This is a genomic window from Niallia endozanthoxylica, from assembly GCF_008710145.1.
Taxonomy (GTDB): Bacteria; Bacillota; Bacilli; order Bacillales; family Cytobacillaceae; genus Bacillus_BD; species Bacillus_BD endozanthoxylica.
Genome location: NZ_VYKL01000015.1, coordinates 472,009 through 497,996 on the forward strand (window position 1 = coordinate 472,009; position 25,988 = coordinate 497,996).

Annotated in this window: 23 protein-coding genes; 4 read left to right on the plus strand and 19 right to left on the minus strand. The window is 37.4% G+C overall.

All coding sequences use genetic code 11. From position 1 onward, the window contains the following. Positions 1 to 3: 3 nt before the first annotated feature. Positions 4 to 2,283 carry a DEAD/DEAH box helicase gene (locus F4V44_RS09415; RefSeq protein ID WP_150439736.1) on the minus strand — a complete coding sequence of 760 codons (2,280 nt, stop codon included), beginning with the start codon at positions 2,281 to 2,283 and terminating at the stop codon, positions 4 to 6. Positions 2,284 to 2,605: 322 nt separating this feature from the next. Between F4V44_RS09415 and F4V44_RS09420 the strand changes: the two genes are divergently transcribed. Further along, positions 2,606 to 3,301 carry a Crp/Fnr family transcriptional regulator gene (locus F4V44_RS09420; RefSeq protein WP_150439737.1) on the plus strand — a complete coding sequence of 232 codons (696 nt, stop codon included), beginning with the start codon at positions 2,606 to 2,608 and terminating at the stop codon, positions 3,299 to 3,301. Positions 3,302 to 3,349: 48 nt separating this feature from the next. On the opposite strand, the gene hcp is transcribed toward F4V44_RS09420, so the two are convergent. Beyond that, positions 3,350 to 4,642: a hydroxylamine reductase gene (hcp, locus tag F4V44_RS09425; protein ID WP_150439738.1), complete on the minus strand. Its 1,293-nt coding sequence runs from the start codon at positions 4,640 to 4,642 to the stop codon at positions 3,350 to 3,352. A 248-nt stretch (positions 4,643 to 4,890) separates the two neighbouring features. Next, a complete protein-coding gene (locus F4V44_RS09430) occupies positions 4,891 to 5,409 on the minus strand; it encodes a YppG family protein (RefSeq protein WP_223881844.1) in 519 nt (172 codons plus the stop codon). Between the two features lie 203 nt (positions 5,410 to 5,612). Here F4V44_RS09430 and F4V44_RS09435 point away from each other — a divergent pair, with 203 nt between their 5' ends. Then, positions 5,613 to 5,816 carry a YppF family protein gene (locus F4V44_RS09435; protein ID WP_150439739.1) on the plus strand — a complete coding sequence of 68 codons (204 nt, stop codon included), beginning with the start codon at positions 5,613 to 5,615 and terminating at the stop codon, positions 5,814 to 5,816. Positions 5,817 to 5,969: 153 nt separating this feature from the next. Here the strand turns inward: F4V44_RS09435 and F4V44_RS09440 are convergent, their stop codons facing one another. The 3 genes from F4V44_RS09440 to F4V44_RS09450 form a co-directional block, all read right to left on the minus strand. Next, the gene (locus F4V44_RS09440) at positions 5,970 to 6,335 is read right to left on the minus strand and encodes a DUF1798 family protein (RefSeq protein WP_191090615.1); all 366 of its coding nucleotides are present in this window, start codon (positions 6,333 to 6,335) and stop codon (positions 5,970 to 5,972) included. A 78-nt stretch (positions 6,336 to 6,413) separates the two neighbouring features. Then, positions 6,414 to 6,665: a hypothetical protein gene (locus F4V44_RS09445; RefSeq protein ID WP_150439741.1), complete on the minus strand. Its 252-nt coding sequence runs from the start codon at positions 6,663 to 6,665 to the stop codon at positions 6,414 to 6,416. A 460-nt stretch (positions 6,666 to 7,125) separates the two neighbouring features. Continuing rightward, positions 7,126 to 8,112, minus strand: a complete 987-nt coding sequence (locus F4V44_RS09450; protein WP_150439742.1) for a DUF2515 domain-containing protein — start codon at positions 8,110 to 8,112, stop codon at positions 7,126 to 7,128. Positions 8,113 to 8,266: 154 nt separating this feature from the next. On the opposite strand from F4V44_RS09450, the gene recU reads away from it, so the two are divergent. Both recU and F4V44_RS09460 read left to right on the plus strand, forming a co-directional pair. Then, positions 8,267 to 8,878, plus strand: a complete 612-nt coding sequence (gene recU / locus F4V44_RS09455) for a Holliday junction resolvase RecU (RefSeq protein ID WP_150439743.1) — start codon at positions 8,267 to 8,269, stop codon at positions 8,876 to 8,878. Between the two features lie 53 nt (positions 8,879 to 8,931). Continuing rightward, entirely contained in the window at positions 8,932 to 11,613 is a 2,682-nt protein-coding gene (locus tag F4V44_RS09460; protein WP_150439744.1) for a penicillin-binding protein 1A, read from the plus strand. Positions 11,614 to 11,648: 35 nt separating this feature from the next. Here F4V44_RS09460 and F4V44_RS09465 read toward each other — a convergent pair whose 3' ends face one another. The 13 genes from F4V44_RS09465 to bshA form a co-directional block, all read right to left on the minus strand. Then, on the minus strand, positions 11,649 to 12,167 hold the full coding sequence (locus tag F4V44_RS09465; RefSeq protein WP_150439745.1) for a YpoC family protein: 519 nt from the start codon (positions 12,165 to 12,167) through the stop codon (positions 11,649 to 11,651). Beyond that, the gene (nth, locus tag F4V44_RS09470; protein ID WP_150439746.1) at positions 12,164 to 12,817 is read right to left on the minus strand and encodes an endonuclease III; all 654 of its coding nucleotides are present in this window, start codon (positions 12,815 to 12,817) and stop codon (positions 12,164 to 12,166) included. Before nth ends, F4V44_RS09465 begins: the two co-directional genes overlap by 4 nt. A 70-nt stretch (positions 12,818 to 12,887) precedes the next feature. Then, a complete protein-coding gene (locus F4V44_RS09475; protein WP_150439747.1) occupies positions 12,888 to 13,589 on the minus strand; it encodes a DnaD domain-containing protein in 702 nt (233 codons plus the stop codon). Positions 13,590 to 13,734: 145 nt separating this feature from the next. Then, complete coding sequence (asnS, locus tag F4V44_RS09480) at positions 13,735 to 15,027, minus strand: asparagine--tRNA ligase (RefSeq protein WP_150440108.1); 1,293 nt, start codon at positions 15,025 to 15,027, stop codon at positions 13,735 to 13,737. Between the two features lie 172 nt (positions 15,028 to 15,199). Further along, positions 15,200 to 16,390 carry a pyridoxal phosphate-dependent aminotransferase gene (locus F4V44_RS09485; RefSeq protein ID WP_150439748.1) on the minus strand — a complete coding sequence of 397 codons (1,191 nt, stop codon included), beginning with the start codon at positions 16,388 to 16,390 and terminating at the stop codon, positions 15,200 to 15,202. A gap of 60 nt (positions 16,391 to 16,450) precedes the next feature. Further along, on the minus strand, positions 16,451 to 16,924 hold the full coding sequence (locus tag F4V44_RS09490; protein WP_150439749.1) for a cell wall elongation regulator TseB-like domain-containing protein: 474 nt from the start codon (positions 16,922 to 16,924) through the stop codon (positions 16,451 to 16,453). A gap of 308 nt (positions 16,925 to 17,232) precedes the next feature. Then, entirely contained in the window at positions 17,233 to 20,025 is a 2,793-nt protein-coding gene (gene dinG, locus F4V44_RS09495) for an ATP-dependent DNA helicase DinG (RefSeq protein ID WP_150439750.1), read from the minus strand. A 201-nt stretch (positions 20,026 to 20,226) separates the two neighbouring features. Further along, complete coding sequence (panD, locus tag F4V44_RS09500; protein ID WP_150439751.1) at positions 20,227 to 20,610, minus strand: aspartate 1-decarboxylase; 384 nt, start codon at positions 20,608 to 20,610, stop codon at positions 20,227 to 20,229. A gap of 11 nt (positions 20,611 to 20,621) precedes the next feature. Then, complete coding sequence (gene panC, locus F4V44_RS09505; protein WP_150439752.1) at positions 20,622 to 21,470, minus strand: pantoate--beta-alanine ligase; 849 nt, start codon at positions 21,468 to 21,470, stop codon at positions 20,622 to 20,624. Then, positions 21,470 to 22,303 carry a 3-methyl-2-oxobutanoate hydroxymethyltransferase gene (gene panB, locus F4V44_RS09510; RefSeq protein ID WP_150439753.1) on the minus strand — a complete coding sequence of 278 codons (834 nt, stop codon included), beginning with the start codon at positions 22,301 to 22,303 and terminating at the stop codon, positions 21,470 to 21,472. Before panB ends, panC begins: the two co-directional genes overlap by 1 nt. A 332-nt stretch (positions 22,304 to 22,635) precedes the next feature. Then, complete coding sequence (locus F4V44_RS09515; protein ID WP_150439754.1) at positions 22,636 to 23,613, minus strand: biotin--[acetyl-CoA-carboxylase] ligase; 978 nt, start codon at positions 23,611 to 23,613, stop codon at positions 22,636 to 22,638. Then, complete coding sequence (locus F4V44_RS09520; RefSeq protein ID WP_150439755.1) at positions 23,598 to 24,797, minus strand: CCA tRNA nucleotidyltransferase; 1,200 nt, start codon at positions 24,795 to 24,797, stop codon at positions 23,598 to 23,600. The genes F4V44_RS09515 and F4V44_RS09520 overlap by 16 nt, the downstream gene beginning before the upstream one ends. Further along, on the minus strand, positions 24,794 to 25,939 hold the full coding sequence (gene bshA / locus F4V44_RS09525) for an N-acetyl-alpha-D-glucosaminyl L-malate synthase BshA (RefSeq protein WP_150439756.1): 1,146 nt from the start codon (positions 25,937 to 25,939) through the stop codon (positions 24,794 to 24,796). The genes F4V44_RS09520 and bshA overlap by 4 nt, the downstream gene beginning before the upstream one ends. Positions 25,940 to 25,988: the final 49 nt, after the last annotated feature.

Here is a 25,988-nt window from a genome sequence, read left to right on the forward strand (position 1 = left end):
CACCTAGGATAAAGTTGAATTTTGAAATAAAGCTAACAGCTTTATAGTATCATGTTTTGCCGACTCTGTTTGTGCATCCATTCCAATACAAGAAGGACAACCTTGGTCACAAGGACAGCTCTCCACCATTTTTTTTGCTTCAAATATAATGGTTTCAATCCCTTGATAGATTTTATCACTTAACCCAATTCCGCCCGGATAACGGTCATAGAAAAAAATGGTCGGTTTCTCGTTATGAGCTGCCTTCACTTGGGGTACAACATGGATATCCTGGGAATCACACATAACAAAAAGCGGCGCAATATGTTTTAGAGAATGAGCCATGCCAATTAAACCTTGATCAAGCCTTTCCTCACTGAGGCCGCTCATATCTTTATTTAAGGATATCCAGGCAGAACTCGTATGCAGTTCTGCCTCTGGAAGTGAAATCGGACCAGAACCAATATTTTCATGTGTCTCAAATTTAATCTTTTTAAAAATCGTTGCCATTGCCAGAACACTTACATCACCATAGCCGACTTCCAAATAATCGTTTTGTCTAAGCTTATCCATTTCAAGCACCTTTAGTTCAACCGCCAGATTTGCATCTGTATAGTAATCCACCGCCACTTCGCGGACAAATGCCTTTTTTTCCTCCCAATCAAGTGTTTCAACCTGGTATTGAACTCCTTGATGCAGGTAAATCGCTTCTTCATGAAGAAGCGTCATAGCTGAAAAACGATCCATTTCACCGATGACCCGTGCATTAGCAGTTTCGGAAATGTCAATAATCACAACATTTTCCTGTGAAGCAGATCGCAGGGAAATATTATGGGCAGGGAAAGAATCATTCATCCAATACCATTTCTCACCATTTTTAAATAAAATTCGTTCCTCCCCTAAATATTCAAGTATTTCATCCGTTTGAACCTGCCCAAAGTCTTCCCCTTCCTTAAATGGAAGCTCATACGCCGCACATTTCATATGATCAACTAAAATGATCAAATTGTCCGGATTGATTCTGGCACTTTCCGGGCTGCGATTGAAAAAATATTCCGGATGCCCGATGATGTATTGATCTAACGGACTAGAGCTGGCTACCATGATGACCAATGATTCACCGTGTCTTCTGCCAGCCCTCCCTGCCTGCTGCCAAGCACTCGCAATGGTCCCCGGATAACCTGTCATAATGCATACCTGCAACTGACCGATATCTACTCCGAGCTCTAAGGCATTCGTACTCACAACACCATATATATCTCCTGAACGCAAACCATTTTCAATCTCACGACGTTCAGTCGGTAGATAACCTCCTCGGTAACCTCTAATAGCTTTAGGTCCAAGCTGATACTTCACGAGCTCCTTTAAATACGTTAGGAGGATTTCTACTCTGACTCTGCTGCGGGCAAATATAATCGTTTGTATCCTATTCTTCAGCAGTTCAGCAGCCAGTTTTCGTACCTCAAGTGTGGCACTCCTTCGAATATTAAGCGGTTTATTGACAATTGGGGGATTATAGAATAAAAAATGTTTTACCCCGCTCGGTGCCCCATTATTATTTATGAGAACCATTGTTTTTTCTGTTAATGTTTCGGCTAGCTCGAGCGGGTTTGCAATGGTTGCAGACGTACAAATAAATATCGGATTACTTCCGTAATACTGACAAATTCTTTTTAAACGTCTGATAACATTGGCTACATGACTCCCAAAAACACCTCGATAGATATGGAGCTCATCAATAATGACATATTTTAAATTCTCAAATAGTGATACCCATTTCGTATGGTGAGGCAAAATCGCAGAATGGAGCATATCTGGATTCGTGATGACAATATGCCCTGCCTTTCTTACCTTTTGCCGAATACTTGCAGGTGTATCACCATCATATGTATAGCTGTTAATTGAAAGGCCTGCTTCCTGAATCAATTCATTTATCTCACTCTTTTGATCCTGGGCAAGCGCCTTTGTTGGAAACATGTAGAGCGCCCTTGCATTCGGGTTGCGAATAATTGTTTCCAGAACAGGAAGGTTGTAACATAATGTCTTCCCTGAAGCAGTTGGGGTCACAGCCACAATACTTTTATTGTCCATTACCGATTCATACGCTTCTCTTTGATGAGTATATAATGTCTGAATCCCCCGGCCCTGTAATGCAGATTTAAGTGAAGGATGTATTGCGGTTGGAAAATCAACTGTTTTCGCTTCCTTGGCCTCCATTGTCTGCCAATGAACGATATTTTCTTTATAATCATCTGTAAGTTTCAGTTGATTCATTATTTCTTGCATACTTTTTCGAAGATTCATTCCATTTCACCTCATAAACACTATTTTACCAAATGGCTATGTTAAGGAATAATACTGATACGTCAGATTTTTGACTCATCCGTGAGAACTGGACATTTCTCACGTCTTTCAGCATAGCTGAAAGACGGCTGTATGGTTAGAAAGTAACAGGAGAAAATGAGTCAAAAGCCAACAATGTTAATAAACAAAGATTATCGAATAAACGTTCTTTATAATAGAGTTATCAAGGCTATTATATATTTTTCAATCTTAAATAAGTAAATAAGACGTTTTTTGTCTTTTTTGTTACAATAGATGTAAGAAATATAATTGAGGTGTCGGCATGAACAAAGAGCAAATTGAAAAGGTTTTATCTGATTTTAACCTGTTCCGTGATTTAGACAAACAAGAAATAGATAAAATTGTAGAAATTTCTATTTCAAGAGAGTGGAATAAAGGTAGTCATGTTTTTTTGCAGGATGAACCTCTTGAAAATGTTTATTTTATATATGACGGCAAGGTAAAAATATACAAAACAGATGTAAATGGCAAAGAACAAATTGTTTCTATTTTAAAAAAGGGAGATATGTTTCCACATGTCGGTTTTTTTCGAAAAGGCGGCTATCCGGCCTTTTCGGAAGTGCTAGAAAACGCGACCCTGGTCGTAGTACCGATTACTCAATTTGAAAGAGTTTTAATTGATAATCCGGAGCTATGTATTAAGGTTTTTAAAGTATTAGGGGAAAAAATTGTTGATTTGCAGGAACGTTTGGAATCACAAATTCTAAATAATACCTATCAGCAAATTATTAAGCTCCTTCTAAGGCTTGGAAAGGAACATGGACAACAATTAGACGATGGTCGAACCCTTCTAAAAGGTGAATTTACCAACCGTGATTTGGCTAATATGATTGGGACAACAAGAGAAACCGTCAGCCGTACATTAACAAAGCTTAAGAAAGATAAGCTGATTGAAACCGATTCAGACAGCGCTTTACTATTTGACGCTGAACTTTTAGATGAGGAGTTATTTTCTTAATAGACTGCAAAAGAAGAGAGTGCATGAATACACTCTCTTCTTTTTATATTAATTTAATTGAAGCATTTCTTTCATATCTTCTTCAGCAGTTCCGATTAATTTTAAATTAAATGTCTCTTGTAATACATTCATTACTCCCTCTGAAATAAATTCAGGCGGTTTAGGTCCAATGCGGATGTCCTGAATGCCAAGGCTGAATAAACCTAGTAAAATAGCAACCGCTTTTTGTTCAAACCAGGAGAGTACGATGCTTACAGGCAGTTCATTAATTTCACATTCAAAAGCATCTGCCAAAGCCTTTGCAATTTTTATTGTAGAACCAGAGTTATTACATTGCCCTAGATCAATATAACGCGGAATATCAGTACCTGGAACTGTTCCATAATCAACATCATTAAAACGGAATTTTCCGCAAGATGTAGTTAAAATCACTGTTTCAGGAGGTAGTGAAGTGGCTAATTCACGGTAATATTCTCCGCCTTTTCCTGGAGCGTCACATCCAGCTATTACGAAGAAGCGCTTGATTTTCCCTTCCTTAACAGCAGCAATAACTTCCGGTGCCAAACCAAGAACGGTTTCATGATGGAAACCTGTAATTAATGTTTCATCAGACTCAATATTTGCTTCAGGAAGCTCTAACGCACGATTAATCAATGGGCTGAAATCTTCATTCACAATCTTTTGAACATTTTCAAGACCTGCCACTTCATAAGAGAACATACGATCAGCGTAAGTACCTTTTATCGGCATAACACAGTTTGTTGTTGCCAAAATAGCACCAGGAAATCTCTCGAATAATCGGCGTTGATCATACCATGCTTTTCCGATATTTCCTTTTAAATGGGAGTATTTCTTTAATTGTGGATATCCATGGGCCGGAAGCATTTCTGAATGTGTATAAATATTAATTCCTTTTCCTTCCGTTTGCTTTAATAGCTGCTCTAGGGCAAATAAATTATGACCTGTAACAACAATACTTTTACCTTCAATTTTGTTTTGTGAAACACGAACAGGCTTAGGAATACCTAATAATTTTGTATGCGCTTCATCAAGTACTTCCATAATACGGACAGCAGATTTCCCGACCTTCATAGCCATTTCAATATGCTCTTGAACATTAAAGTTTGAGTTTGTTAATGTCATATATAATGCTTCATGAGTTGTAGCATCAACAAATGAATCTGTATATCCTAATTGGTTAGCGTGTGTCCTATAGGCAGCAATACCTTTTAAACCAAAAATAATCGTATCCTGCAGACTGGCAATGGTTTCATCTTTTCCACAAACACCAATAACTTTACATCCCCCTGTAGGTGTTTGTTCACATTGGTAACAAAACATTTTACAAATCCCCTCTCTCACTCGAATTCTTAACCAGTTTACCTTCTGAAAATTTATTCACCTGTGATTCAAGTCACACCTTTATTGATTGTCATAAAATCTTCACTATTTATACGATAGTTTTTGAACAAGTTGTGACAATACGTGATTAAAGTCCTGGTAATATAAATACCTAAGTATGTAAAAAACAACATAAAAAACGGCCTAATAAACAGACCGTTTCATTTATTACTATTCCGCTCTTTACTTTAAGCTTTAAACATTCCTCCAAATCCTTTTACAACTGACGATACTTGACTAACGGCATTAATCATTTGTCCTGCTGTGTCAACCATTTTATTAATGTCTAATGATCCATCCTGGGATTTAAACGAATTTAACACCGACTTCATGCCTGATGGAGGCGTTGCAAGAAAAGACCCCTTTGGATAAGGATTCATATAGGGATAACCATTGGCTTGCATTGGCTGCTGCATCTGAACATACGATTCATCTTTATCCTGAAGCGGGTTATGAAAAACATTTTGCGAAAAGGACGATTGTTGGTTATACCCTGCAGCCCCCTGGGCAGGTGGATAGTAATAGGGGTTTCCTTGAATCAAATAGGGATTTATAGGTGGATGATCAATTGCTTGCTGAATCCCATTCATTCCCTGCATGATAGGGTATGGATGCTGTCTCATCTCAAGATTGATGAATTTATTTGCTGAATACGGCATAGAATGATATCCAATGTAATGACCATATCTCAACCTTGGACCATACATGGGCAGTCCCCCTCCTTTAGTTTCGTTCTGATATAAATCATATGATAGGAGTGCCCAGGTGGTGACAGTGTATATGGTTACATATCTTTTTTATCGGATTACGTCGGCTCTTGGGTTTTTTTGTCTTAAGTCTAAATATTTTAAAAATAATAACTTTTCTTAAATTATGTTAAAATAAGGTAACAAAGAAAGGAGGAATACACATGACTATTCACGAACTAAAATTAAAATTCTTACAAATACGTGATTATTTTCCTGATGATGTAAATGAATTATTAGACTTTACGAAGAAAGAATATGTGCAAAATAAAATATCAATCATTGAATACCGAAATCTTGTTCGTGAACTAGAAAAATTAGGAGCAAAATTTCCTGATATATTCATCGATAATTCTCTTATCCATTAACACCTCAAACATAGATTAACCTTCAAAATAAACATCCCATATAATTATCTATTATTGTATTCACCACATGCTACCAAAGTTTACAAACGCATTAATACTTGAGAAAAGGAAGTTTTCGCACGACGAATCCTTCCTTTTCTTTTTGCCTAACATTTATACATAATCATCCTTTAATTCCTTTAGGACTGCTTTTAACACAAACTCTGCCGATTGGACTGTATTGTAAAAACGAGTTTTACTTGTTAATGGAAAAAAGGCCTGTACCGTAATGGTTTCAAGCTGCTCTTTTACCGACTCCATTTGTTCCACGTGTAAGTGAGGAGGCCGGACAGAAGTAATCCAGTCCTTAACTGCAGGATACCAGATATCTAGTTCTATTTTCACTTTATTAGTAAAAGGTACCACTTCTTGATGAAAATCACCTTCTATATTTGTTTCTTTTGTTTTTTCAAAAATATCCATAGCCGTGCGGCAATACTCTAATAGGACTTCAGTTTTCTTTAATAAATCTTGAATCAAAATTACTCTCATCTCCAATGATATTTTTCTTGAAATAAAATAGAGAAGCCCTAATAGCTTCCCTGCTTATTAATATAATTAATAACTTAGTGTCAATTGTAAAGGATTTTTTTTAGACTGTTCCTGGCGTTCTTTTACGGAGGTCATTTTCATTTCAATTGATTCCAACTGTTTGCCACATAAATCAAATCGTTTTTCCAGTCGGCTTTGCCATTCGGACTGTTCTTGTGACATATTGGTCTTTATAGAGTTCTCCAATTGCTCCAGCTGATTATGGATATTTTCAAACATGTCAATGAGTTCTTCTTTTCCAATAACAGTTGTTTTCATGATTTATCTGCCTCCCTTTGAACTTTTGTATAATAGTAATTCTCCATTTCTTTTTACCTTCCTTCCTGCTTGACAAAACTAGTTAGCATTCGGCAAAGATAGAATATTTTTTTCTTTTTCGACATTATTTCGACATAATAAAAAGAATGAAACCTATCTCATTGAACAAACTAGTAGTGGAGGTGTAATTATGGGGCAAAAAGAAAAGCAAAATAAAGTTCAACCTAAAAAACTAAACGAAACGAAACCAGGCTATGGCGACAAAAAACTTGAAGGTCCAGATCGGCCTTCAACATAAAGTGAACCTTCCATCAGTGGGGGTTAGCTAAATCCATCGGACCTTTACAGGCAGTTGAATCTCCCACCTATCTTCTTTATATCCCCAGAATTCTAAGGTGGGAGTCTTACTGCCCTTTAAGAGTGGGATAAAAAAGCAAGGACTGCTCCTTGCTTTTTTCAATTAGTCAATTACTTGTTTTAATAATGCCATCTGTTCAATCTTCCTTTGCTTTTGGAAAAACCATTCGTTTAACAAAATCGGATGACGATGTGTCGGTTTTTTATACCATAATTTCTTTATTTTTGTTTCAGTTGACCAGTCTTCATACTCTTCCATATAGTGTTTCACAGGCTCAATAATAGGAAAAACCGTTCGTAAAAATGGGGTATCTCTTTTTTTTCCTTTCATAAAATAGCATTCGTAGTCATATCTTGAGCCTGTATGAACCGTTTTAGAAGCAAACTTATAAAAAGAAGGATACAGAGATTCATCAAACAGGATGGAAGCAATCCGTTTACCAAGATCAATTCGTCTATGCACACTTTTAAAGCCATTCACACTTGCTCCATATATATTTCCTGAGCAGGTTGGCAATAAAATGGAGCTAAAATGAAACCAATCTTGAAATAAAAAAATAAATGTCCGAAATACTTTTTTTTGAAAATACGGGTGACAAATAACTGGTTTATGAATGACATGCTGTTCATTTATAATTAATGAAATCAGTAACCTTTGATAGTCTCTATACTCCCAGAAATAATACCATTCACCTTCCATAAATGAAGAAACATGAAAATATTTTAATAAATGAAACTTTGCTTTGTTCATTTTCTTCGAATAATGGTAGAGCAGTAGCTGTGGAAAAGCATCTTGAAAGATCAACCAATTTGCCTTTTCATAGGTACTATAAAGCCTTTTTCTCGTTTCTTCTTGTAAAAGCTGCTGGAACCATATTCCTTCAAGATCACACATATTCCATCCAGCATTCCGTGAAACCATGGAAGCTAATAAAGCCCAATGAATGTCCGGATGCTGGTTATAAAATCGAAAATAAGCATCTGTCCGACAAATATTGTCGATGTTAAAAAGGTCTGTTTCTTTTTTTATCGTTTCCACCAAAAGTTGTTCGTTCACCGATAATGTTTGTAACACCGATTTTGATTTCATAAACTTTTCACTACCTCATACTTCAAATGTCAACAGCAGCAGTTTAGAGTTCCCGCCATTCATGTACTCATATCGTTTGTTAAATGGTTCTTTTTATTCAACATGAACGCGCAGATATTTGTTATTATAAGTAGTAGCATGTGAGGTGAATGTAATGACTTTCCATTATCCGAATGGCAAGCGCTATGTAGCTGCAGCTGTAGACACAGCGGCTAGCAAATCTAAGGACAAAAAATGGTCGTACGGAAAAAGGGGAATGACATTAGAGGAGGATATAAATGAAACAAATCAATATTATTTAGATCAAGGGCTTGCTGTCATACATAAAAAGCCTACACCCGTTCAAATTGTCGATGTAAACTATCCAAAGAGAAGTGCCGCAGTTATAAAAGAAGCCTATTTTAAACAAGCATCAACAACAGATTACAATGGTGTATACAAAGGAAGATATATTGATTTTGAGGCAAAGGAAACAAAGCTTGAGACTTCTTTTCCTCTTAAAAATTTCCATGTACATCAGATTGAACATATGAAACAAGTGGTAAGACACGGAGCGATATGCTTTGTATTATTGCGGTTTTCATTAGCCGATGAAGTGTATTATCTTGAGGCAAAACATCTCCTCGCATTTTGGCAGCGGATGCTGGACGGCGGAAGAAAATCGATTACAAAAACAGAAGTTGAAAACCTTGGATGCTTGATACCTCTTGGTTTTCAGCCAAGAATTAATTATATTAAAGTCATCAATAATCTTTATCATTTATAAATAACATGGATGTCATGTATTCACGTTGGTTTATTAGAAAGGAAGGAATGAGTATGACTGAAAAATATCAATCGAGGGAGGAGCGTCGAAAACAGCGGGAAGCTGTCAAAAGCAAGCAAAAAGGCAAGAAAAAATCTACAGGCTCTCTATTTAAACGAATTTTTCTTATTCTAGCAGCCCTCGGTATTATTGGTATTATTAGCGGGGCAGCTACATTTGCTTTTATGGTTAAGGACGCACCTAAGCTTGATGCAGATACATTAAGAGCAGCAATACCTTCAGAAATTTACGATGCAAACGGAGAATTGATTACCGAAATTGGGACACAGCGGCTTGAATATGTTGAATATGAGCATATTCCCGAGCTTGTCAGAGATGCCGTTATCGCTACAGAAGACTCCCGTTTTTTCAAACACCATGGGGTGGATCCGATACGTTTGGGAGGAGCAGTTATAGCGAACTTTACAAATGGATTTGGTTCAGAGGGTGCCAGCACTATTACGCAACAGGTAGTAAAGAACTACTTTTTAACTGCTGACAAAACTTTATCTCGAAAAGCTCAGGAAGCATGGTTATCTATCCAGTTAGAACGTAAATATACGAAAGAAGAAATTTTTGAATTATATATAAATAAAGTTTTTATGTCCGAAAGAACAACTGGGATTGCCACTGCCTCACAGGTCTATTTCGACAAAGACTTAAATGAATTAACTTTACCGGAAGCAGCTTTGCTGGCTGGAATGCCTCAAAGCCCAAATAATTACAACCCGTTTAAACATCCGGATAAGGCCGAAAAACGAAGGAATATCGTTCTTTCCCTCATGCACCAGCATGGTTATATTTCTGAAAGTGAAATGAAAGAAGCACAAGCCGCATCTCTTACGGATTCACTTGTTAAAGAAGAAGAGCGGGCACAGCAAGATGATGTCCCATATGATGCCTTTATTGGGCAAGCGATTAAAGAAATTGAGGACAAATATCCTGAATTGAATGTATACACAGATGGACTAAAAATTTATACAACACTTGATAAGTCGGCCCAGGATTATGTCGATAAAATCATGTATGAAAACGAAATTGTTCCATTCCCTGATGATAAATTTCAGGCTGGAATTACACTATTAGATACGAAAACAGGCGAAATTCGCGCACTTGGCGGAAATCGTAATAAAGATATTGATTTTGGCTTAAATTATGCAACTTCTGTTCCCCGTCAGCCTGGGTCAACGATTAAACCAGTACTTGATTACGCCCCAGCTATCGAATATTTAAAATGGGGAACCTATGAAACTATTGTTGATGAACCCTATAAATATTCCACAGGTCAAACGATTAATAACTGGGATCATAAACATTTAGGTGCTTTATCCATGAGAGAGGCTCTGGCAAGATCAAGAAATGTCCCTGCTTTAAAGGCCTTACAGGAAGTAGGTTTAGAGCGGGCACATGAATTTGCAAATGACCTTGGACTTAACCTTGAGGAAATGGTTGAATCAAATTCAATCGGCGGATTAAAAAATGGTGTCACTTCCCTGCAGATGGCCGGAGCGTATAGTGCATTCGGAAATAACGGCAACTATACAGAGCCTCATTCAGTGAAGGAAATTGAATTCCGTGATGGGACGAAAATTAATATGGCGCCAAAAACTGAAGTCGTTATGAATGATTATACAGCCTTTATGATTAGTGATATGCTGAAAAGCGTCATAACAGCTCCATATGGTACTGGTCAACGAGCAAATGTGCCGGGACTGCCTGTTGCCGGGAAAACAGGGACCACAAACTATTCAAATGATGAAATGAAGAGATTCGGTATTACTTCGAGTGGTGCAGTACCTGATGCATGGTTTGTCGGCTATACAACTAATTATACGGCTGCCATTTGGACCGGCTATGAAGAAAGAAAAAATGCAATACTTCCAGGAAAAGATCAACGAATAGCAATGGAAGTATTCAGTAAATTAATGAAACATGTATCTCAAGACACAAATACAGCAGATTTTACTGTACCAAAAACAGTTCAAAAGGTAAGAGTCGAGAAAGGCTCCAGACCTGCTAAGCTTGCCAGTGAATACACTCCTGACAGTCATGTAATTTATGAATATGCTGTTAAAGGCAATGCACCAAGTGCTGTTTCAACAAAATACAAAAAAATGGCAGGTCCTTCTGGTGTTTCTGCTGTATATAATCAAGAAACAAATGAAATCATCCTATCTTGGTCAGGCGGTCAAGGAGATACATTTAAGGTTTCTGTCTCACTGAATGGCGGTGCTGAACAGGCTTTAAGTACTACTTCCGAAACTGGATTACGGATGTCAAACCCAGAGCCTGGCGGAACCTATACCTTCAAAGTCATTACGGTAAGGGATAATCAGCAAAGTAATCCAGCTACAACAAGTGTGACCATTCCTGGTACAGATGAGTCTGAAGAATATCAAGATGAAGAAATGGATGACGAAAACAATAATGGCAATAATCCAGGAAACAATAACGGAAATCCTGGCAATAATAATGGAAATAACAACGGAAACAATAATGGCAATAATCCAGGAAACAATAACGGAAATCCTGGTAATAACAATGGAAACAATAACGGTACCGGCAGTGGAAACAATCAAACCAATCCGGGTCAAACACCAGAACCGTCAGAAGATGATGCTGAAGATGTGAATATTCCAATTGAGCAGCCTCTGCCCGAAGGTCAAACAAACACTCCAACTGCCCCGGCCCAATAAAGAATGAATATGAAAAAAAGCGTCTTAAGCTGCAGTCAGCTTTTAGACGCTTTTTTCATATTCATAACCGTTTGCTGTTTTACAAATATCTTTTCTATTTCTGAAATCAGTTCTGTCAGTTGAATAAAAGAATGATATTTTTTCGGATAATCAAGGATAAACTCAAGTCTTTCTTCCCAATTTACAGGCTTGTTACTCAGCAGTACATCTCCGTTTTTCTTCCACAAAACAGGTTGGCCATTGCTCCAATAGAGAATCTCAAGAAACAGTCCAATCCCTATTTTCATCGGATATAGGGTAGAAGCTTGGTCGCGGATTGAAAATTTCTCATATAATACAGCTTTCATGTTCTCCCATTTACCAAGCACTGCCGGTACCGTATGAATAGTCACTTCCCACGGTCTCAAGGTTTCAATTCCATTATAATAGGCTGCATCATACAGTAATGGGATATCACTTAAAAATTCTCGATTATATACTTCTTGCCAACTAATTTCTTTCTCAGTCGAAAACTTCGACCATTCTTCTGGAAAGAAAACATGCTGATTCATCATGAAGCCTTTCCCTTCATTCTTTTTTTCCCTTCACGACACAACTCCAATAAAGGACATGAAGGACACCCTGGATTTTGTGCTTTGCAATGATATCTCCCAAAGAAAATCATGCGATGATGTGTTAATGACCACTCCTCCTGAGGAACTTTTTTCATTAGTGTTTTTTCTACCTCTAATACCGAGTCTTTATAACGGCAAAAACCAAGCCGTTTACTTACTCGTTCAACATGTGTATCAACTGCAATTGCCGGAATTCCAAACGCAACAGAGACAACAACATTCGCAGTTTTCCTGCCAACGCCGGGAAAATTAATTAATTCATCTCGGTTTCTCGGAATCTCGCCTTGATAATCCTCAATCAGCATTTTACACAGCTTTTGAATATTCTTTGCTTTGTTGCGATATAGACCGATGGAACGAATATCTTGTTCAAGTTCCTCAAGAGGGACATTAATATAGTCCTGTGGAGTTTTATATTTTTCAAACAGCCCTTTTGTTACTTTATTAACCAATACATCCGTACACTGGGCAGACAAAGCGACGGCAATGACTAGCTCAAATGGGTTGGAATGATTTAATTCGCAATGAGCGTCTGGAAACATTTCCCCCATTTTATCTAAACAAACTCTAATTTGATTCTTATTTAACATTTTTTTACCCTTTCTATTCTTCAGTTCAATTTACATGTTTTCTATATTATTTCGAAAAAGCCATAAAGCATCAATTTTCAAGCCAATTGTAGAATGGAAGTGAAGCGGTATTTTTTGCAGGTTCTTTTGGTTTATTTTTGTTTTGAAATTGTCTGAATTTTTGAGCATGTTTTTTTGCCTGATCCATGGTTTTAATCCCATTTTTCTTCCATTCAAAAAGGATCCGATCGATATAACGAAAATTTAGTTTGCCGGAAATAACAGCTTCTCTTAATGCTGATTGAATGATAACAGCATCATGATGATCATCATCAAGCCACATAGCAAGCGTCTCACATTCAAAGGGTGACAACGGACGTCCAAATTCCTGTTCAAAACAAGAATATAAATCAATTTCTTCACGTTGTATAGCATTCGCTTCTTCTCGTTTTTGTTGTAAAATAAAATGTTCGACACATTTTTCCCATAATAGCTCAATTGAATATTTTTCATAACGAATTCCATCACTTGTAAATCCATCTTTTATTTCAATAAATCCTTTTTGGATTAATTTACGCAATATATCTGAACATTCTGAATTAGATATAGTCATAGACGATGAGAGTTCTGCCGGAGTTGGAAATTCATTCCCTTTTTCTATAAAAGCAATCATTTGCAGTAATAGGACAAGCTCATATTCGTTTAATTTCATTGCTTTGTATTCTCTTAACAGGACGGTTGGTATGACTACCTGACCTTCCTTCAACCAATTTAACAAATTCATTTTACTCATTTTTTGAACACCTCCTTATTAGTATAACATGAAGCTTTTATGTAAGTAAGGTGAATCCAAGGCAGCCTATCCAAAATAAGAAAGGTATATATAAATAAAAACCCGCAATTATTTTGCGGATTTTTATTTCATTATTCCATTTACATTATGGGTATAGACGGTTTAATAGACGCGGGAATGGTATCGTCTCACGGACATGTTCAACACCACTTATCCACGCAACAGTTCTTTCCAGGCCAAGACCAAAACCTGAGTGCGGTACCGAACCATATTGACGGAGTTCTAAATACCATTTATAAGCATCTAAATTCAACTGATGCTCTTCTAAGCGCTTTTTCAACAACTCTGTATCATGAACACGCTGGGAGCCCCCAATGATTTCCCCATATCCTTCTGGTGCAATCAAATCTGCACAAAGTACAACCTCTGCCCGATTTGGATCAGGCTGCATATAAAATGGTTTTAAAGATGTTGGATAGTGTGTGATAAAAACAGGCTTCTCAAAGCTCTCGGCAATAGCCGTTTCGTGCGGAGCTCCAAAATCATCCCCCCACTGTATATCATCAAAGCCTTTTTCATGCAACAGAGTAATAGCATCATCGTACGTGATTCGCGGAAATGGAGCAGTTATTTGCTCAAGCTTACTTGTATCCCTGCCAAGTGTTATAAGTTCAAGATGGCAATTTTTCAATACAGACTGAACAATAAATGAAACATAGTTTTCCTGAACCATTAAATTTTCATCAAATTCGCAAAAAGCCATTTCAGGCTCGATCATCCAAAACTCAATTAAATGGCGGCGTGTTTTTGATTTTTCAGCTCTAAATGTCGGACCAAATGAAAATACTTTGCCTAACGCCATGGCTGCCGCTTCCATATACAATTGTCCACTTTGAGATAAATAAGCATCTTCATCAAAGTATTTGGTAGCAAACAGCTCTGTTGTCCCTTCTGGTGCACTTCCAGTTAAAATAGGCGGATCGACTTTAACAAAACCATTTTGGTTAAAAAATTCATAAGTTGCTCGGATGATTTCATTACGAATTTTCATCACAGCATGCTGTCTTTTTGAGCGGAGCCATAAATGGCGATGATCCATTAAAAACTCTGTTCCATGCTCCTTTGGTGTTATTGGATAATCTATAGAGTGATGAATCACTTCAATTTCCTTCACATGCAGTTCATAGCCAAATGGAGAACGTTCATCCTTATGTACAACCCCTGTCACATATAATGAGGATTCCTGTGTAATCGACTTGGCTGTTTGGAACACCTCTTCAGGTACTTCCGCCTTTGTAATAACCCCTTGAATAAAACCTGTGCCGTCACGCAGCTGCAAGAAGGCAATTTTGCCGCTTGACCGTTTGTTTGCTACCCAAACGCCAATTCTCACTTCCTGCTCTACATATTTATAAACTTGAGCAATTGTTGTTTTAATCACGTAATTGTTCCCTCCAGAAACGATAAAAATCTACTATGTATCTTATTTAATTATACCTTTCCAATAGATGACAAGCAAATCGATAAGCCGTTTTGAATAAAACTAGAAAAACACGAAAAGGCGATAAACTCGAGGTTTTATCGCCTTTTGAACAAAGATTATCTTACTGTTATTTTGAATTCTTTTCAACAAATTCCTTTATACGGGAAACTGCCTGCTCTAATAAATCAAGTGAAGTTGCATAGGATAAACGAATATTTTCCGGTGCACCAAATCCGGAACCTGGCACAACTGCCACCTTTGCTTCCTCAAGCAATGCAGCTGAGAATTCATCAACATGATTAAAGCCGGTAAGTTCAGCTGCCTTTTGTGCATTTGGGAATAGATAAAAAGCGCCTTGAGGTTTGATGCATGTAATCCCAGGTATTTGTACTAATTGATCATAAATGGTATTTAATCTTTCTTCAAATGCTTTACGCATCATCTCAACATCATCTTGCGGACCACTGTAGGCCGCAATCGCACCATATTGAGCTGTTGTTGTAGGATTTGATGTGCTGTGACTGGCAAGGTTTGTCATCGCGTTTATGATTTCTTTATTTCCTGCAGCATAGCCAATTCTCCATCCTGTCATGGAATGAGATTTGGAAACCCCATTAATTATAATGGTTTGTTCTTTTAATGCTGGTGAAATTTGGGCAATCGAGATATGTTTATTACCGTCATAAATTAATTTTTCATAAATTTCGTCGGAAACAATCAAAACATCTTTGGATAAACATAGTTCACCTAGTGCTGACAGCTCTTCTTTTGTATAAATCATACCTGTTGGGTTGCTTGGCGAATTGATAATAACTGCTTTTGTCTTATCCGTGATTGCCGCAGCAAGCTGCTCAGGTGTTATTTTAAATTGATTGCTCTCATAGCCTTCCACATAAACAGGTACACCGCCAGCGAGTTTTACTTGCTCTGGATAGCTCACCCAGTATGGTGTCGGAATAATAACCTCATCACCATCATCAAGAAGTACTTGGAATAATGTATAAAGTGCATGTTTGGCACCAGTTGCGACCATAATTTCAGATACATCATAATCTATCCCTTGATCGCTTTTAAACTTTTTAGCAATTTCTGCTTTTAAGGCAGGTAGGCCTGCAGATGGAGTGTATTTTGTGTGCCCTTCATTCATTGATCTTACTGCCGCATCAATAATATGCTGTGGCGTATTAAAATCAGGTTCACCAGCGCCAAGACCAATTACATCATGACCCGCGGCTTTTAGTTCTTTTGCTTTTGCTGTTATCGCTAGTGTTGTTGATGGAGTTAATGATTTTACTCTTCCTGCCAGTTTCGCTTCCATTTTGTTTCCTTCTCCTTCTATCATGAATATATATGATCTGCTATGATAACAGATTTTCCCTTATAGATTTTCAATTTTTTTCAACCATTCTCCTGTTTCAAAAACAATCGAATGATAATTCAAAAGGCTTTCTTTCGTTCGTGAATGAATTTCCCAAAGTGGAATTCCATTTTCCATGCCTAACCTGACAGAAATAATTTCTGCGGAACTAATTTCAGCTAATACTTTATTTACTGCTTCTTCACGGGAAAGACCATTAGATGATTTTTCAACTATTACTTTTCCTTTTTTTTCTGGAATCCAAGCAATGAGTTTGGTCCCTTTTTTATTTTCACCTTGTATAATAAAATAGGTTTCCTCACCGTGGTATAAGCTAAATTCATTTACTTTAGTTATATCCGTTTCTTTCCTTGCTATTTGAACAGCTGTTTCCTCTGCTTGCTTAACAGGTTCTACAGCATTTAAATAAATAATGGCAGCTGATGATGCTGCAATCACAATTACTAAGCTTACTATTATCAACCACTTTTTCATGTTATCCTCTTTATCTAACGAAAATGCCGACTGATTTTCACTACAGACGTTATTCTTTCTTATTATGTACGTTATATCGTAAATAAGTTGGAAATACCACCTCAATCTCGACATAATTTTCTACTTATACCGTTACGTTAAGAAGGCTAAAATAATGTAACAGGATAGTCTTATGAATTATTATAACAGCTTACATCTAAATTAGTTCAATTTTTCATTAAATTTATTCTAGTTCAACCCGTCCTTTTAGGCTGCCAAACCGCAGCCTTTTTTTATTAAATCATTAAAACACCAAGTCTACTAATCGATTACAGCCATTCATAAATGAAATTGACCGTTTTATTAATATCCATTTTTGTGGCTTTTACTTCTGGTAACGAATCAAGAAAGACCTTTCCATATTGTGTTGAAAGGATACGGTGATCAAATACAATCATAATGCCTTTATCATTTTTTGTACGAATGAGACGACCAAAGCCTTGCTTAAAACGCAGCACAGCTTCCGGTAAGGAGTAATCATAGAAAGGATTCCCTCCACTCTTTTTTATATTGTCGCATTTTGCCTCTATCATCGGTTCATCTGGTGGAGAGAAAGGTAATCTAACCATAACAAGACAAGAAAGGTCTTCACCCGGAATATCTATTCCTTCCCAAAAACTGCTCGTTCCAAGAAGAATCGCTTTATCAAAGCGCTGAAAATTTTTTGTAAGCCTTGTTCTACTTCCTCCTGAAATCCCTTGTGCAAGTAGTGTATAATCCTGTAAAAAACCACTTTCCTTAATAAGCTCATATGTTTTACGAAGCATGTCATATGAGGTAAACAAGATTAACATACGGCCTTTTGTTGCTTCTGCAATTGATATTATATGAGCCGCTATCTGTGAAACGTAATCCTGAAGCGGAACAGAGTTTACTTCCGGAAGATCATTCGAGATGATGAGCCTCACCTGATTTCTATAATCAAATGGCGAAGGAATTTGCTCATAATGACATGGTTCAGTGATTAAACCGAGTGCATTTGCCGTATATTTAAACGAGCCATTCACAGACAAAGTTGCTGAGGTTACAATTACACTCCTCTTTTTATGGAATAAAATATCTCTCAGCTGATTTGAGACAGAGATTGGCTGTAAATACAACGTCGTTCTATTTTGCCAAGAACGGGTATCCGCTTCTATCCATGAAACTTCTTCAGAAAGATTTTGTTGGATGGTCTTTCTGATACAAATCTTCAATTTCTCACTATCATCTAGCCATGCAGCTGTTTCATGCACAACCATTTTGTGCATCGACCCCTTCTTATTCACTTTCTTCAGCCGTTCAAGACGAGCGTTTATTTCTTTCGCATAATCCGTTAACAGAAATATAAAATGTTCCGCCTTGGCTATAAACGCCTTGGCTTCTCTTGTCATTTCTAATGGAAAAGGACAGCTAAGCCTCCCTTGGACCTTAGGTTTCATACTTTTTTTTGCAATCATGGCAAGAATGGAGAACAGCTCATCCATCGTAAAAAGTAATTCTGACATCATTTTATTTAGTTCAAACGAATGAAGCAACCCCTCTTGACTTGCTTTGTCGCCTTGTAAGATTGTCTCAATTTTATGGGCAAGCATGTTCTGCTCAGAGACCCCCATTTGCTGAAGAAGAAAACGGGTTGAAGCATAATCAATTTTACTGCCAAAATATTTACCTGCCACTTTTTCAAAATGATGCCCTTCATCAATAATGGTATAATTAGACTGCGGAAGCAGCGGTTTATCGGCTGTAAGACTTGAGAGCAACAGGCTGTGATTTGTAATAATGATATCTGCTCTCTTCGCTTTTTCACGCATTCTCAAGTAAAAATCCCGTGTTTCTATAGGTTGATTTCGTAAAGAGAAACTGTCATCATGCTTAACCTTCTGCCAAAACAACCTTCCTCCACTAGATAAATTCAGCTCATCATAATCACCTGTTTCGGTTTCTGTCAGCCAAACAAGTATTTGCATTTTTGTTAAAGTTGTATCGTAATTATCTTCCTCTTCCCGCAAGAGTTTAGCAAACTTTTCAATACTAATATAATGACTTTTCCCTTTCATTAGTACTGTATGAAAAGGAAATTCAACAGCTTTCTCCAATAAAGGAATATCCTTTTGCAGTAGCTGTTCCTGAAGCTGAGTCGTATAGGTGCTGATAATGACAGGCTCTTTATCACTTACGGCCGTATATAGCGCAGGTAATAAATAAGCCAATGACTTTCCGACACCAGTTCCGGCTTCAATCATCGCATGCCGTTCATGCTGAAAGGAATGATAAACAATATCCATCATTTGATACTGACCTTGTCTTGACTCGAAGGCTGAAAAAGCCTTTTTTAATAAGAGTTCTTTATCCGATTCATCTAAAGGATAATAAACTTCATTTCGATTTTGTTCTTCCTTCACATGAGGAGATTTTTTTATACAAATCCCTCGAAATTCTTCCAGGCCGTTCGGGATATAATCAATCTGCTTTTCTTTTTCCATTATGAATTCTTCCAATATATCAATTAAATCGCTTTTCAATCCGCCTGAAAGTTGATGCAACTGCTTCATCGTCTGTACTGGAAGCCCCCGCAAACGCTCAAATAAAATAAGTAAAAGTTCGCTTGTTACAAGCGCATCACTATCAGCTTGATGGGGTCTATCATGATGTAAACCCTCTTGAACAGCTAAGTCAGATAATTTATAACTGTCACTTGATGGAAAAAGGATTCGAGCCATTTCAACCGTATCAAGAACAGGACCATAAAAACCTTCATAGCCAGCCATAATTAATTCTTCCTGTAAAAAGGATAAATCAAATAACACATTATGGGCGACAAAAAAAGCGCCATTCAACATTTCCATTATCTTAGGAGCAATTTCCGTAAATTCTGGTGCATCCTTTACCATCTCATCAGTCAATCCGGTTAATTCTTCGATGAAAACAGGAATAGTCTGCCTAGGATTCAAAAGTGATGAAAATTGATCTACTATTGTATCATTCTCAATCACAACTGCCGCAAATTGGATAATTCTATCTCCTTTTTTCACTGAATTCCCCGTTGTTTCCAGATCAATCACTACATATTTATTACTCATCTAATTAACACCTCAGGCCACTTCTATTCCCTTATTAAACTAGAATGTGGTCAATATCTTTAATATGTTAAACCCTATCATATTTTTACAAAAAGAAAAAGAGTTCCATGCAACTGCATTCTCCCCTTCCTAATTGACAGCTTACTTATATTTTACCCAGTTTACACAAAAAGCTGACTCATATAGAGTCAGCTCACAAATTTACATAACTGTCATTTCAGGTTCAGCATGGATTAATTCTTTAATCTGGTTTCCCTCACCCATGATTGCTACTTTTGGAGTATGAGCGGCTAGCTTATCTTCATGTACTAGAGCATAGGAGATAATAATAACGGTATCTCCTGGCTGCACTAACCGCGCTGCAGCTCCATTTATGCATATCGTACCTGTGCCTCTTTGACCAGGTATAATATAAGTTTCAAAGCGTGCACCGTTATTGTTATTAACGATTTGTACCTTTTCATTTGCAACCATTCCAACTGCATCGATAATATCTGAATCGATTGTAATACTTCCAACGTAATTTAAATTAGCTTCTGTAACAGTTGCACGATGGATTTTCCCGTTCATCATGGTGCGAAACATATTGCTTCCTCCTATTCTTCTATTAAAATAATATTATCAATTAAACGTGCTTTTGAGAATTTAACGGCCAAAGCAATAATATAATTGCCCTTGATTACTTCCATTTTTTCAAGACCTGGATAAGTTAATATACTTATATAATCAATTTGTCCTGACGTTTCCGTTTGAATCCTATCCATGATAGAATGAACAATTCTTTCAGGATTCACTTCACCCGCTTTTATCCTATCAGCAGCCATTCTAAGACTGCTATATAAAACAGGTGCTTCAGCACGTTCTTTTTCCGTTAAATAGACATTTCGCGAGCTTTTCGCCAATCCATCCGATTCTCTAACCGTCTCAACAGGAACAATTTCCAAAGGAAAATTGAAATCGTCTACAAGCCCTTGAATGACAGCAAGCTGCTGTGCATCCTTCTTTCCAAAATAAGCTCTATCCGGCTGTACAAGATGAAAAAGTTTCGTTACTACGGCTGCAACCCCATCGAAATGACCCGGACGAGATTCACCACATAAAACATCCGTTCTTTTTCTAACCTTCATGGAAACGGAAAGCTCATTAGGGTACATTTCAGCAACAGAAGGATGAAACATGATATCTACATTTTCTTCCTCTGCTGTTTTCTGATCCTGTTCAAAATCTCTTGGATAGGTCTCTAAATCTTCATTCGGACCAAATTGTAAAGGATTCACGAAAACACTTAGAACAACAAATTGATTTTCCTGACGGGCTTTCTTCAATAAAGCCCGATGTCCTTCATGCAGATAGCCCATTGTTGGTACAAATCCGATTGTTTTTTGTTGTGATTTTTCAGCCTTAATGACTGCCTTTAATTCAGCAATTGTTGAAATGACTCTCATTATTTTCCTCCATATAGAGTCTGTAACTCTTCCTCTGCCATTGTATAACTATGCTTTTCTCCAGGAAATTCGCGTGATTTTACTTCTTTAACATACTCCTTTAAACCATCCACAGCGATATCGTCTATTGAGCAGTACTGCTTCACAAATTTTGCCACTCGTTCCACACCATAACCAGCCACATCGTGATAAACCAAGACTTGTCCATCAGTGCCGTCTCCTGCACCAATTCCAATGGTCGGAATTGATAGCAGACTGCTTATTTTCGTTGCTAATTGTTTTGGCACGCATTCAAGTACAATCATAAACGCTCCTGCTTCTTCACACTTCTTAGCATCCTCTATTAACTTTTTTGCTGCTTCTGCATTTTTCCCTTGAACTTTATAACCGCCTAAAACACCCACCGATTGCGGTGTTAAACCGAGATGAGAACAAACCGGTATTCCAGCTTGTGTCAAGGCTTTTATATGTTCAAGCACACCATCTGCACCTTCAAGCTTTACTGCATTTGCAAAGCTTTCCTGCATCATTCTTGTACTTGTCATAATGGTGTCTCTAATTGTTAAATGATAGCTAGCAAACGGAAGATCAACAATCGTGAACGTGTCCTTTGCCCCTCTTTTCACTGCTTTTGTGTGGTGGATCATATCCTCTACAGTAACAGGAATCGTTGAATCATAACCAAGCACAACCATCCCTAAAGAATCACCAACAAGAATGACATCAGCTTCTGCCTGCTCCGCATGCTTTGCTGACGGATAATCATAAGCAGTAATCATCGCAATTGCTTCACCATTTTTCTTCATTTTTAAAAAATCAGTTGTTTGCTTCATTCCATTTCCTCCTGTTAGGAAGAGGCATAACACGTTTAATATAATAAAAACTTTTCAGAAGCTGATGGGATAAAAATCGATATCCATCGAGATTCTGATTAGTCAAAAAAATCCTTCTACGCCGCAGAAGGATTTAAAATGTTAATGACGTGTTTTATCCCTCTGTCCCGGTCCAATTTTTTCGGATCTAGGCAGATATTATTATTAATTCAGTACTTCTACATTGGTGCAGTTCACAACAATGATACCGCCCATAAGAGATTATAACAGATAAAAATAATTTTTGGCTATAATATTATAAAATTTTCGCAATAATTTGTCATTGTTTGTCATTATATCTCAATATCTGCAGAATAAACCAAATGGACTTTTCCTAATTCATCCTCCATCATTAATGCACCATCATCCGTTATCCCCAGCGCTTTTCCATATAAATTGCCCTGAAGCATTCTAGCCGTAATCATTTTCCCAATGCTTACAGCGTAGCTTTCCCATAATAATTTAATTGGATAGAAGCCTTCTTGTAAATACACATCATAAAGATGTTCAATCTTGGCTAATACTAATTTAATTAATTCAGCGCGGTTAATTGTTTTTCCGGTTTCAATTCTTAAGGATGTAGCAATGGATTGGAGTTCTTCCGGATATACCTCTAATTCCTGATTAGCATTTATTCCAATGCCAATAATAACAGAATTAATTCGATCACTTTCCGCCTGCAGTTCGGTTAAAATTCCGGTCATCTTTTTGCCATCAATCAGAATGTCATTTGGCCATTTAATTTGCGGCTTAATTGAAACTAATTCCTCAATTGCCTGAACAACTGCCACAGCCGTTACCAATGTTAATTGTGGTGCCTTGTGTGGTAAAAGTTGGGGACGAAGAATTACACTCATCCAAATACCTGTATATTTTGGAGAAAACCAAGTACGGGCCATTCTGCCCCGCCCATTTGTCTGCTCCTCCGCAATCACAACCGTACCTTCCGGAGCGCCGTCAAGGCTTAGCTGCAGAGCTATTTTTTGCGTAGAATCTACACTTTCCTCATAATGTATATGTTGACCGAGCCGTTTTGTCATCAGGCCAAGCCGAACTTCATTCTCAGTTATTTTTTCTGGCACCTTTACAATACGGTATCCTTTCCTTCTTACTGCCTCTAACTCAAAGCCTTCCTTTCGAAGCTCTTCAATATGCTTCCAAACAGCCGTTCTAGTACATCCAATTAAGTCTGCTAAATACTGACCGGACAAGAAATCATCACCGCTATTGGTAAAAGCATCAAGCAATCGTTTTCTCAATTCTGATTGCAATTTAACAGCCACTCCCTTATGGATTCTCTTTTATTATCAACCTCACCGTGTAACACGGCTTTCTCAATCAAATCAAGTTTTCCTTTGACCCAAGGTCCACCCTTTTGACCGCTCCACTCTATTAAATCATGCCCGCTCACTGCAAGTTCCTGACGATTTTTAATCATAAGCCCTTCATAACGCTCTTTGACATCAGAAATAGATGTACATAATGGCTGATGATGACAAATATTAAACAGCCTTTCAACAGACAAAATAATCTCACGGCCTGCTTTATAGAGACTATCATTATCCCATGGTGAATGATGCCGAAACTGCAGCCAGTCGACAATGGATTTAGCTAGTTTCATTTTTTTGACCGGCAACTTCCATTTTCTTAAAAACAGCTCGGTTTCCGTAGGAGAAATGTCTATTAAAAACAACAGAAGAGACCACATCTCAATATTTGATAATTCCTTGAGATTATACTGCAGCAGTTGCGTTAATGATTTTTCATGATTACTCATTCCTGGTAAATATTGAAACAAACCTGTATCAAGCAAAAGCTGCAACGCTGCCTTTCGGTTTTCACCTTGGAGTAATTTTTCAAATTCTACTGTTTTTCTCTCCGTTGCAATATTTTCTAACAAAATGGCATATTTTCTTAAGGCTTGAAGGGTTTCTATTTCAATCGAAAAGGATAATTGGCTGACAAAGCGTACGGCTCTCATCATCCTTAATGCATCTTCATGGAAACGCTCAGTTGCTGAACCAACCGTTTTAATTATTCTTTGCTTAATTGCTTCTTGACCATGGAACGGATCAATTAAATGACCTTCCTTGTCCATGGCAATGCTATTCATCGTAAAATCGCGGCGTTTTAAATCCTCTTCAAGATTTCGAATAAAGGTGACATCACTAGGTCTGCGAAAATCTATATATTCTCCATCCGTACGGAAAGTTGTAAGCTCATATGTATCTTTATCCCATAAAACGACAACGGTTCCATGTTCAATGCCGACATCAATTGTTCTTGGAAAAACCTTTTTTACTTCCTGCGGCGTAGCGGAAGTGGCAATATCAACATCAGCAATTTCTTTACCAAGTATGTAATCACGAACACAGCCGCCTACAAAATAGGCTTCAAAACCAGCCTGTTCAATTCTCTCAAAAAGGGGGATGGCTTTTTTAAAAATCGGCATCATCCCACTTCACCACTTTTCAATAATTGATAATAAATTTGTTCATATTGTTCAACAATCTTTTCCGCACGAAAATGTTCGTTTACAATGTTAATGGAGTTCTGCGAAAACTGCCTATGCATGACTTCGTCCATTAAGAGATGAACGGCTTTCTCTGCTACATGCTCAACATCTCCAAGTTCACATAAATAACCATTAACTCCATCTCGAATCACTTCAGGAATGCCGCCAATATTTGTCCCAATACATGGCACTCCGCAAGCCATTGCCTCAAGAGCTACCAGTCCAAAGCTTTCTTTTTCTGATAAAAGAAGCATTAAATCACTAATAGAGTAGAGTTCCTCGAGATTGTCCTGTTTACCAAGAAATAAAACATGATCCTGTATATTTAATTTCTCGACAAGCTGACTAACAATTGAAAATTCCGGTCCATCCCCGACCAATAACAACTTTGCAGGTAATTGAGACACAATTTTTGCAAATGCCCTTACAACATCAGGAACACGCTTAACGTTTCGAAAATTAGAAACATGGATAACAACCTTCTCATCGCTGCTTATTTTATATTCTTCTTTCAGGTGACAAGTGGATATTTTGTGATAGACCCGTTCATCAATAAAGTTATAGACTGGCAGGATATTCTTTTTCGGTTTCAAAAGATCATAAGTTTCAGCAATTAATGAGTGAGAAACAGCCGTAACCGCATCAGACTTTTCAATTCCAAACCGAATAGCATCTGTTAAGGATGCATCATAACCAAGGACCGTAATATCTGTGCCATGCAAAGTTGTGACAATTTTTATATCTTTCCCTGACATTTGTTTTGCCAAAATCGCACAAACAGCATGAGGAATAGCATAATGCACATGAAGTAAATCTAGTTTTTCTCTTTTAATTACTTCTGCCATTTTACTTGCAAGTGCAATATCATAGGGAGGGTATTGAAATACGGAATATTGATTAACCTCCACCTGATGATAGTAAATATTATGATACATTTTCTTCAATCTAAATGGCAGACTGGATGAAATAAAATGAATACTATGACCTCTTTCCGCCAGCATCTTGCCAAGTTCTGTTGCAACAACTCCTGAACCACCAACAGTTGGGTAACAGGTAATACCGATTTTGAGTTTTGTTTTCATCTACCTTTTCTCCTCATTAATTCTTCATTCACTGTCGGCTTTTTCAGTA

Bases quoted from the DNA above. Each gene is read 5' to 3' on its own strand.
- F4V44_RS09415 (WP_150439736.1), bottom strand. From the start codon at position 2,283: ATGAATCTTCGAAAAAGTATGCAAGAAATAATGAATCAACTGAAACTT.
- F4V44_RS09420 (WP_150439737.1), top strand. From the start codon at position 2,606: ATGAACAAAGAGCAAATTGAAAAGGTTTTATCTGATTTTAACCTGTTC.
- hcp (WP_150439738.1), bottom strand. From the start codon at position 4,642: ATGTTTTGTTACCAATGTGAACAAACACCTACAGGGGGATGTAAAGTT.
- F4V44_RS09430 (WP_223881844.1), bottom strand. From the start codon at position 5,409: ATGTATGGTCCAAGGTTGAGATATGGTCATTACATTGGATATCATTCT.
- F4V44_RS09435 (WP_150439739.1), top strand. From the start codon at position 5,613: ATGACTATTCACGAACTAAAATTAAAATTCTTACAAATACGTGATTAT.
- F4V44_RS09445 (WP_150439741.1), bottom strand. From the start codon at position 6,665: ATGAAAACAACTGTTATTGGAAAAGAAGAACTCATTGACATGTTTGAA.
- F4V44_RS09450 (WP_150439742.1), bottom strand. From the start codon at position 8,112: ATGAAATCAAAATCGGTGTTACAAACATTATCGGTGAACGAACAACTT.
- recU (WP_150439743.1), top strand. From the start codon at position 8,267: ATGACTTTCCATTATCCGAATGGCAAGCGCTATGTAGCTGCAGCTGTA.
- F4V44_RS09460 (WP_150439744.1), top strand. From the start codon at position 8,932: ATGACTGAAAAATATCAATCGAGGGAGGAGCGTCGAAAACAGCGGGAA.
- F4V44_RS09465 (WP_150439745.1), bottom strand. From the start codon at position 12,167: ATGATGAATCAGCATGTTTTCTTTCCAGAAGAATGGTCGAAGTTTTCG.
- nth (WP_150439746.1), bottom strand. From the start codon at position 12,817: ATGTTAAATAAGAATCAAATTAGAGTTTGTTTAGATAAAATGGGGGAA.
- F4V44_RS09475 (WP_150439747.1), bottom strand. From the start codon at position 13,589: ATGAGTAAAATGAATTTGTTAAATTGGTTGAAGGAAGGTCAGGTAGTC.
- F4V44_RS09485 (WP_150439748.1), bottom strand. From the start codon at position 16,390: ATGGAAGCGAAACTGGCAGGAAGAGTAAAATCATTAACTCCATCAACA.
- F4V44_RS09490 (WP_150439749.1), bottom strand. From the start codon at position 16,924: ATGAAAAAGTGGTTGATAATAGTAAGCTTAGTAATTGTGATTGCAGCA.
- dinG (WP_150439750.1), bottom strand. From the start codon at position 20,025: ATGAGTAATAAATATGTAGTGATTGATCTGGAAACAACGGGGAATTCA.
- panD (WP_150439751.1), bottom strand. From the start codon at position 20,610: ATGTTTCGCACCATGATGAACGGGAAAATCCATCGTGCAACTGTTACA.
- panC (WP_150439752.1), bottom strand. From the start codon at position 21,470: ATGAGAGTCATTTCAACAATTGCTGAATTAAAGGCAGTCATTAAGGCT.
- panB (WP_150439753.1), bottom strand. From the start codon at position 22,303: ATGAAGCAAACAACTGATTTTTTAAAAATGAAGAAAAATGGTGAAGCA.
- F4V44_RS09520 (WP_150439755.1), bottom strand. From the start codon at position 24,797: ATGATGCCGATTTTTAAAAAAGCCATCCCCCTTTTTGAGAGAATTGAA.
- bshA (WP_150439756.1), bottom strand. From the start codon at position 25,939: ATGAAAACAAAACTCAAAATCGGTATTACCTGTTACCCAACTGTTGGT.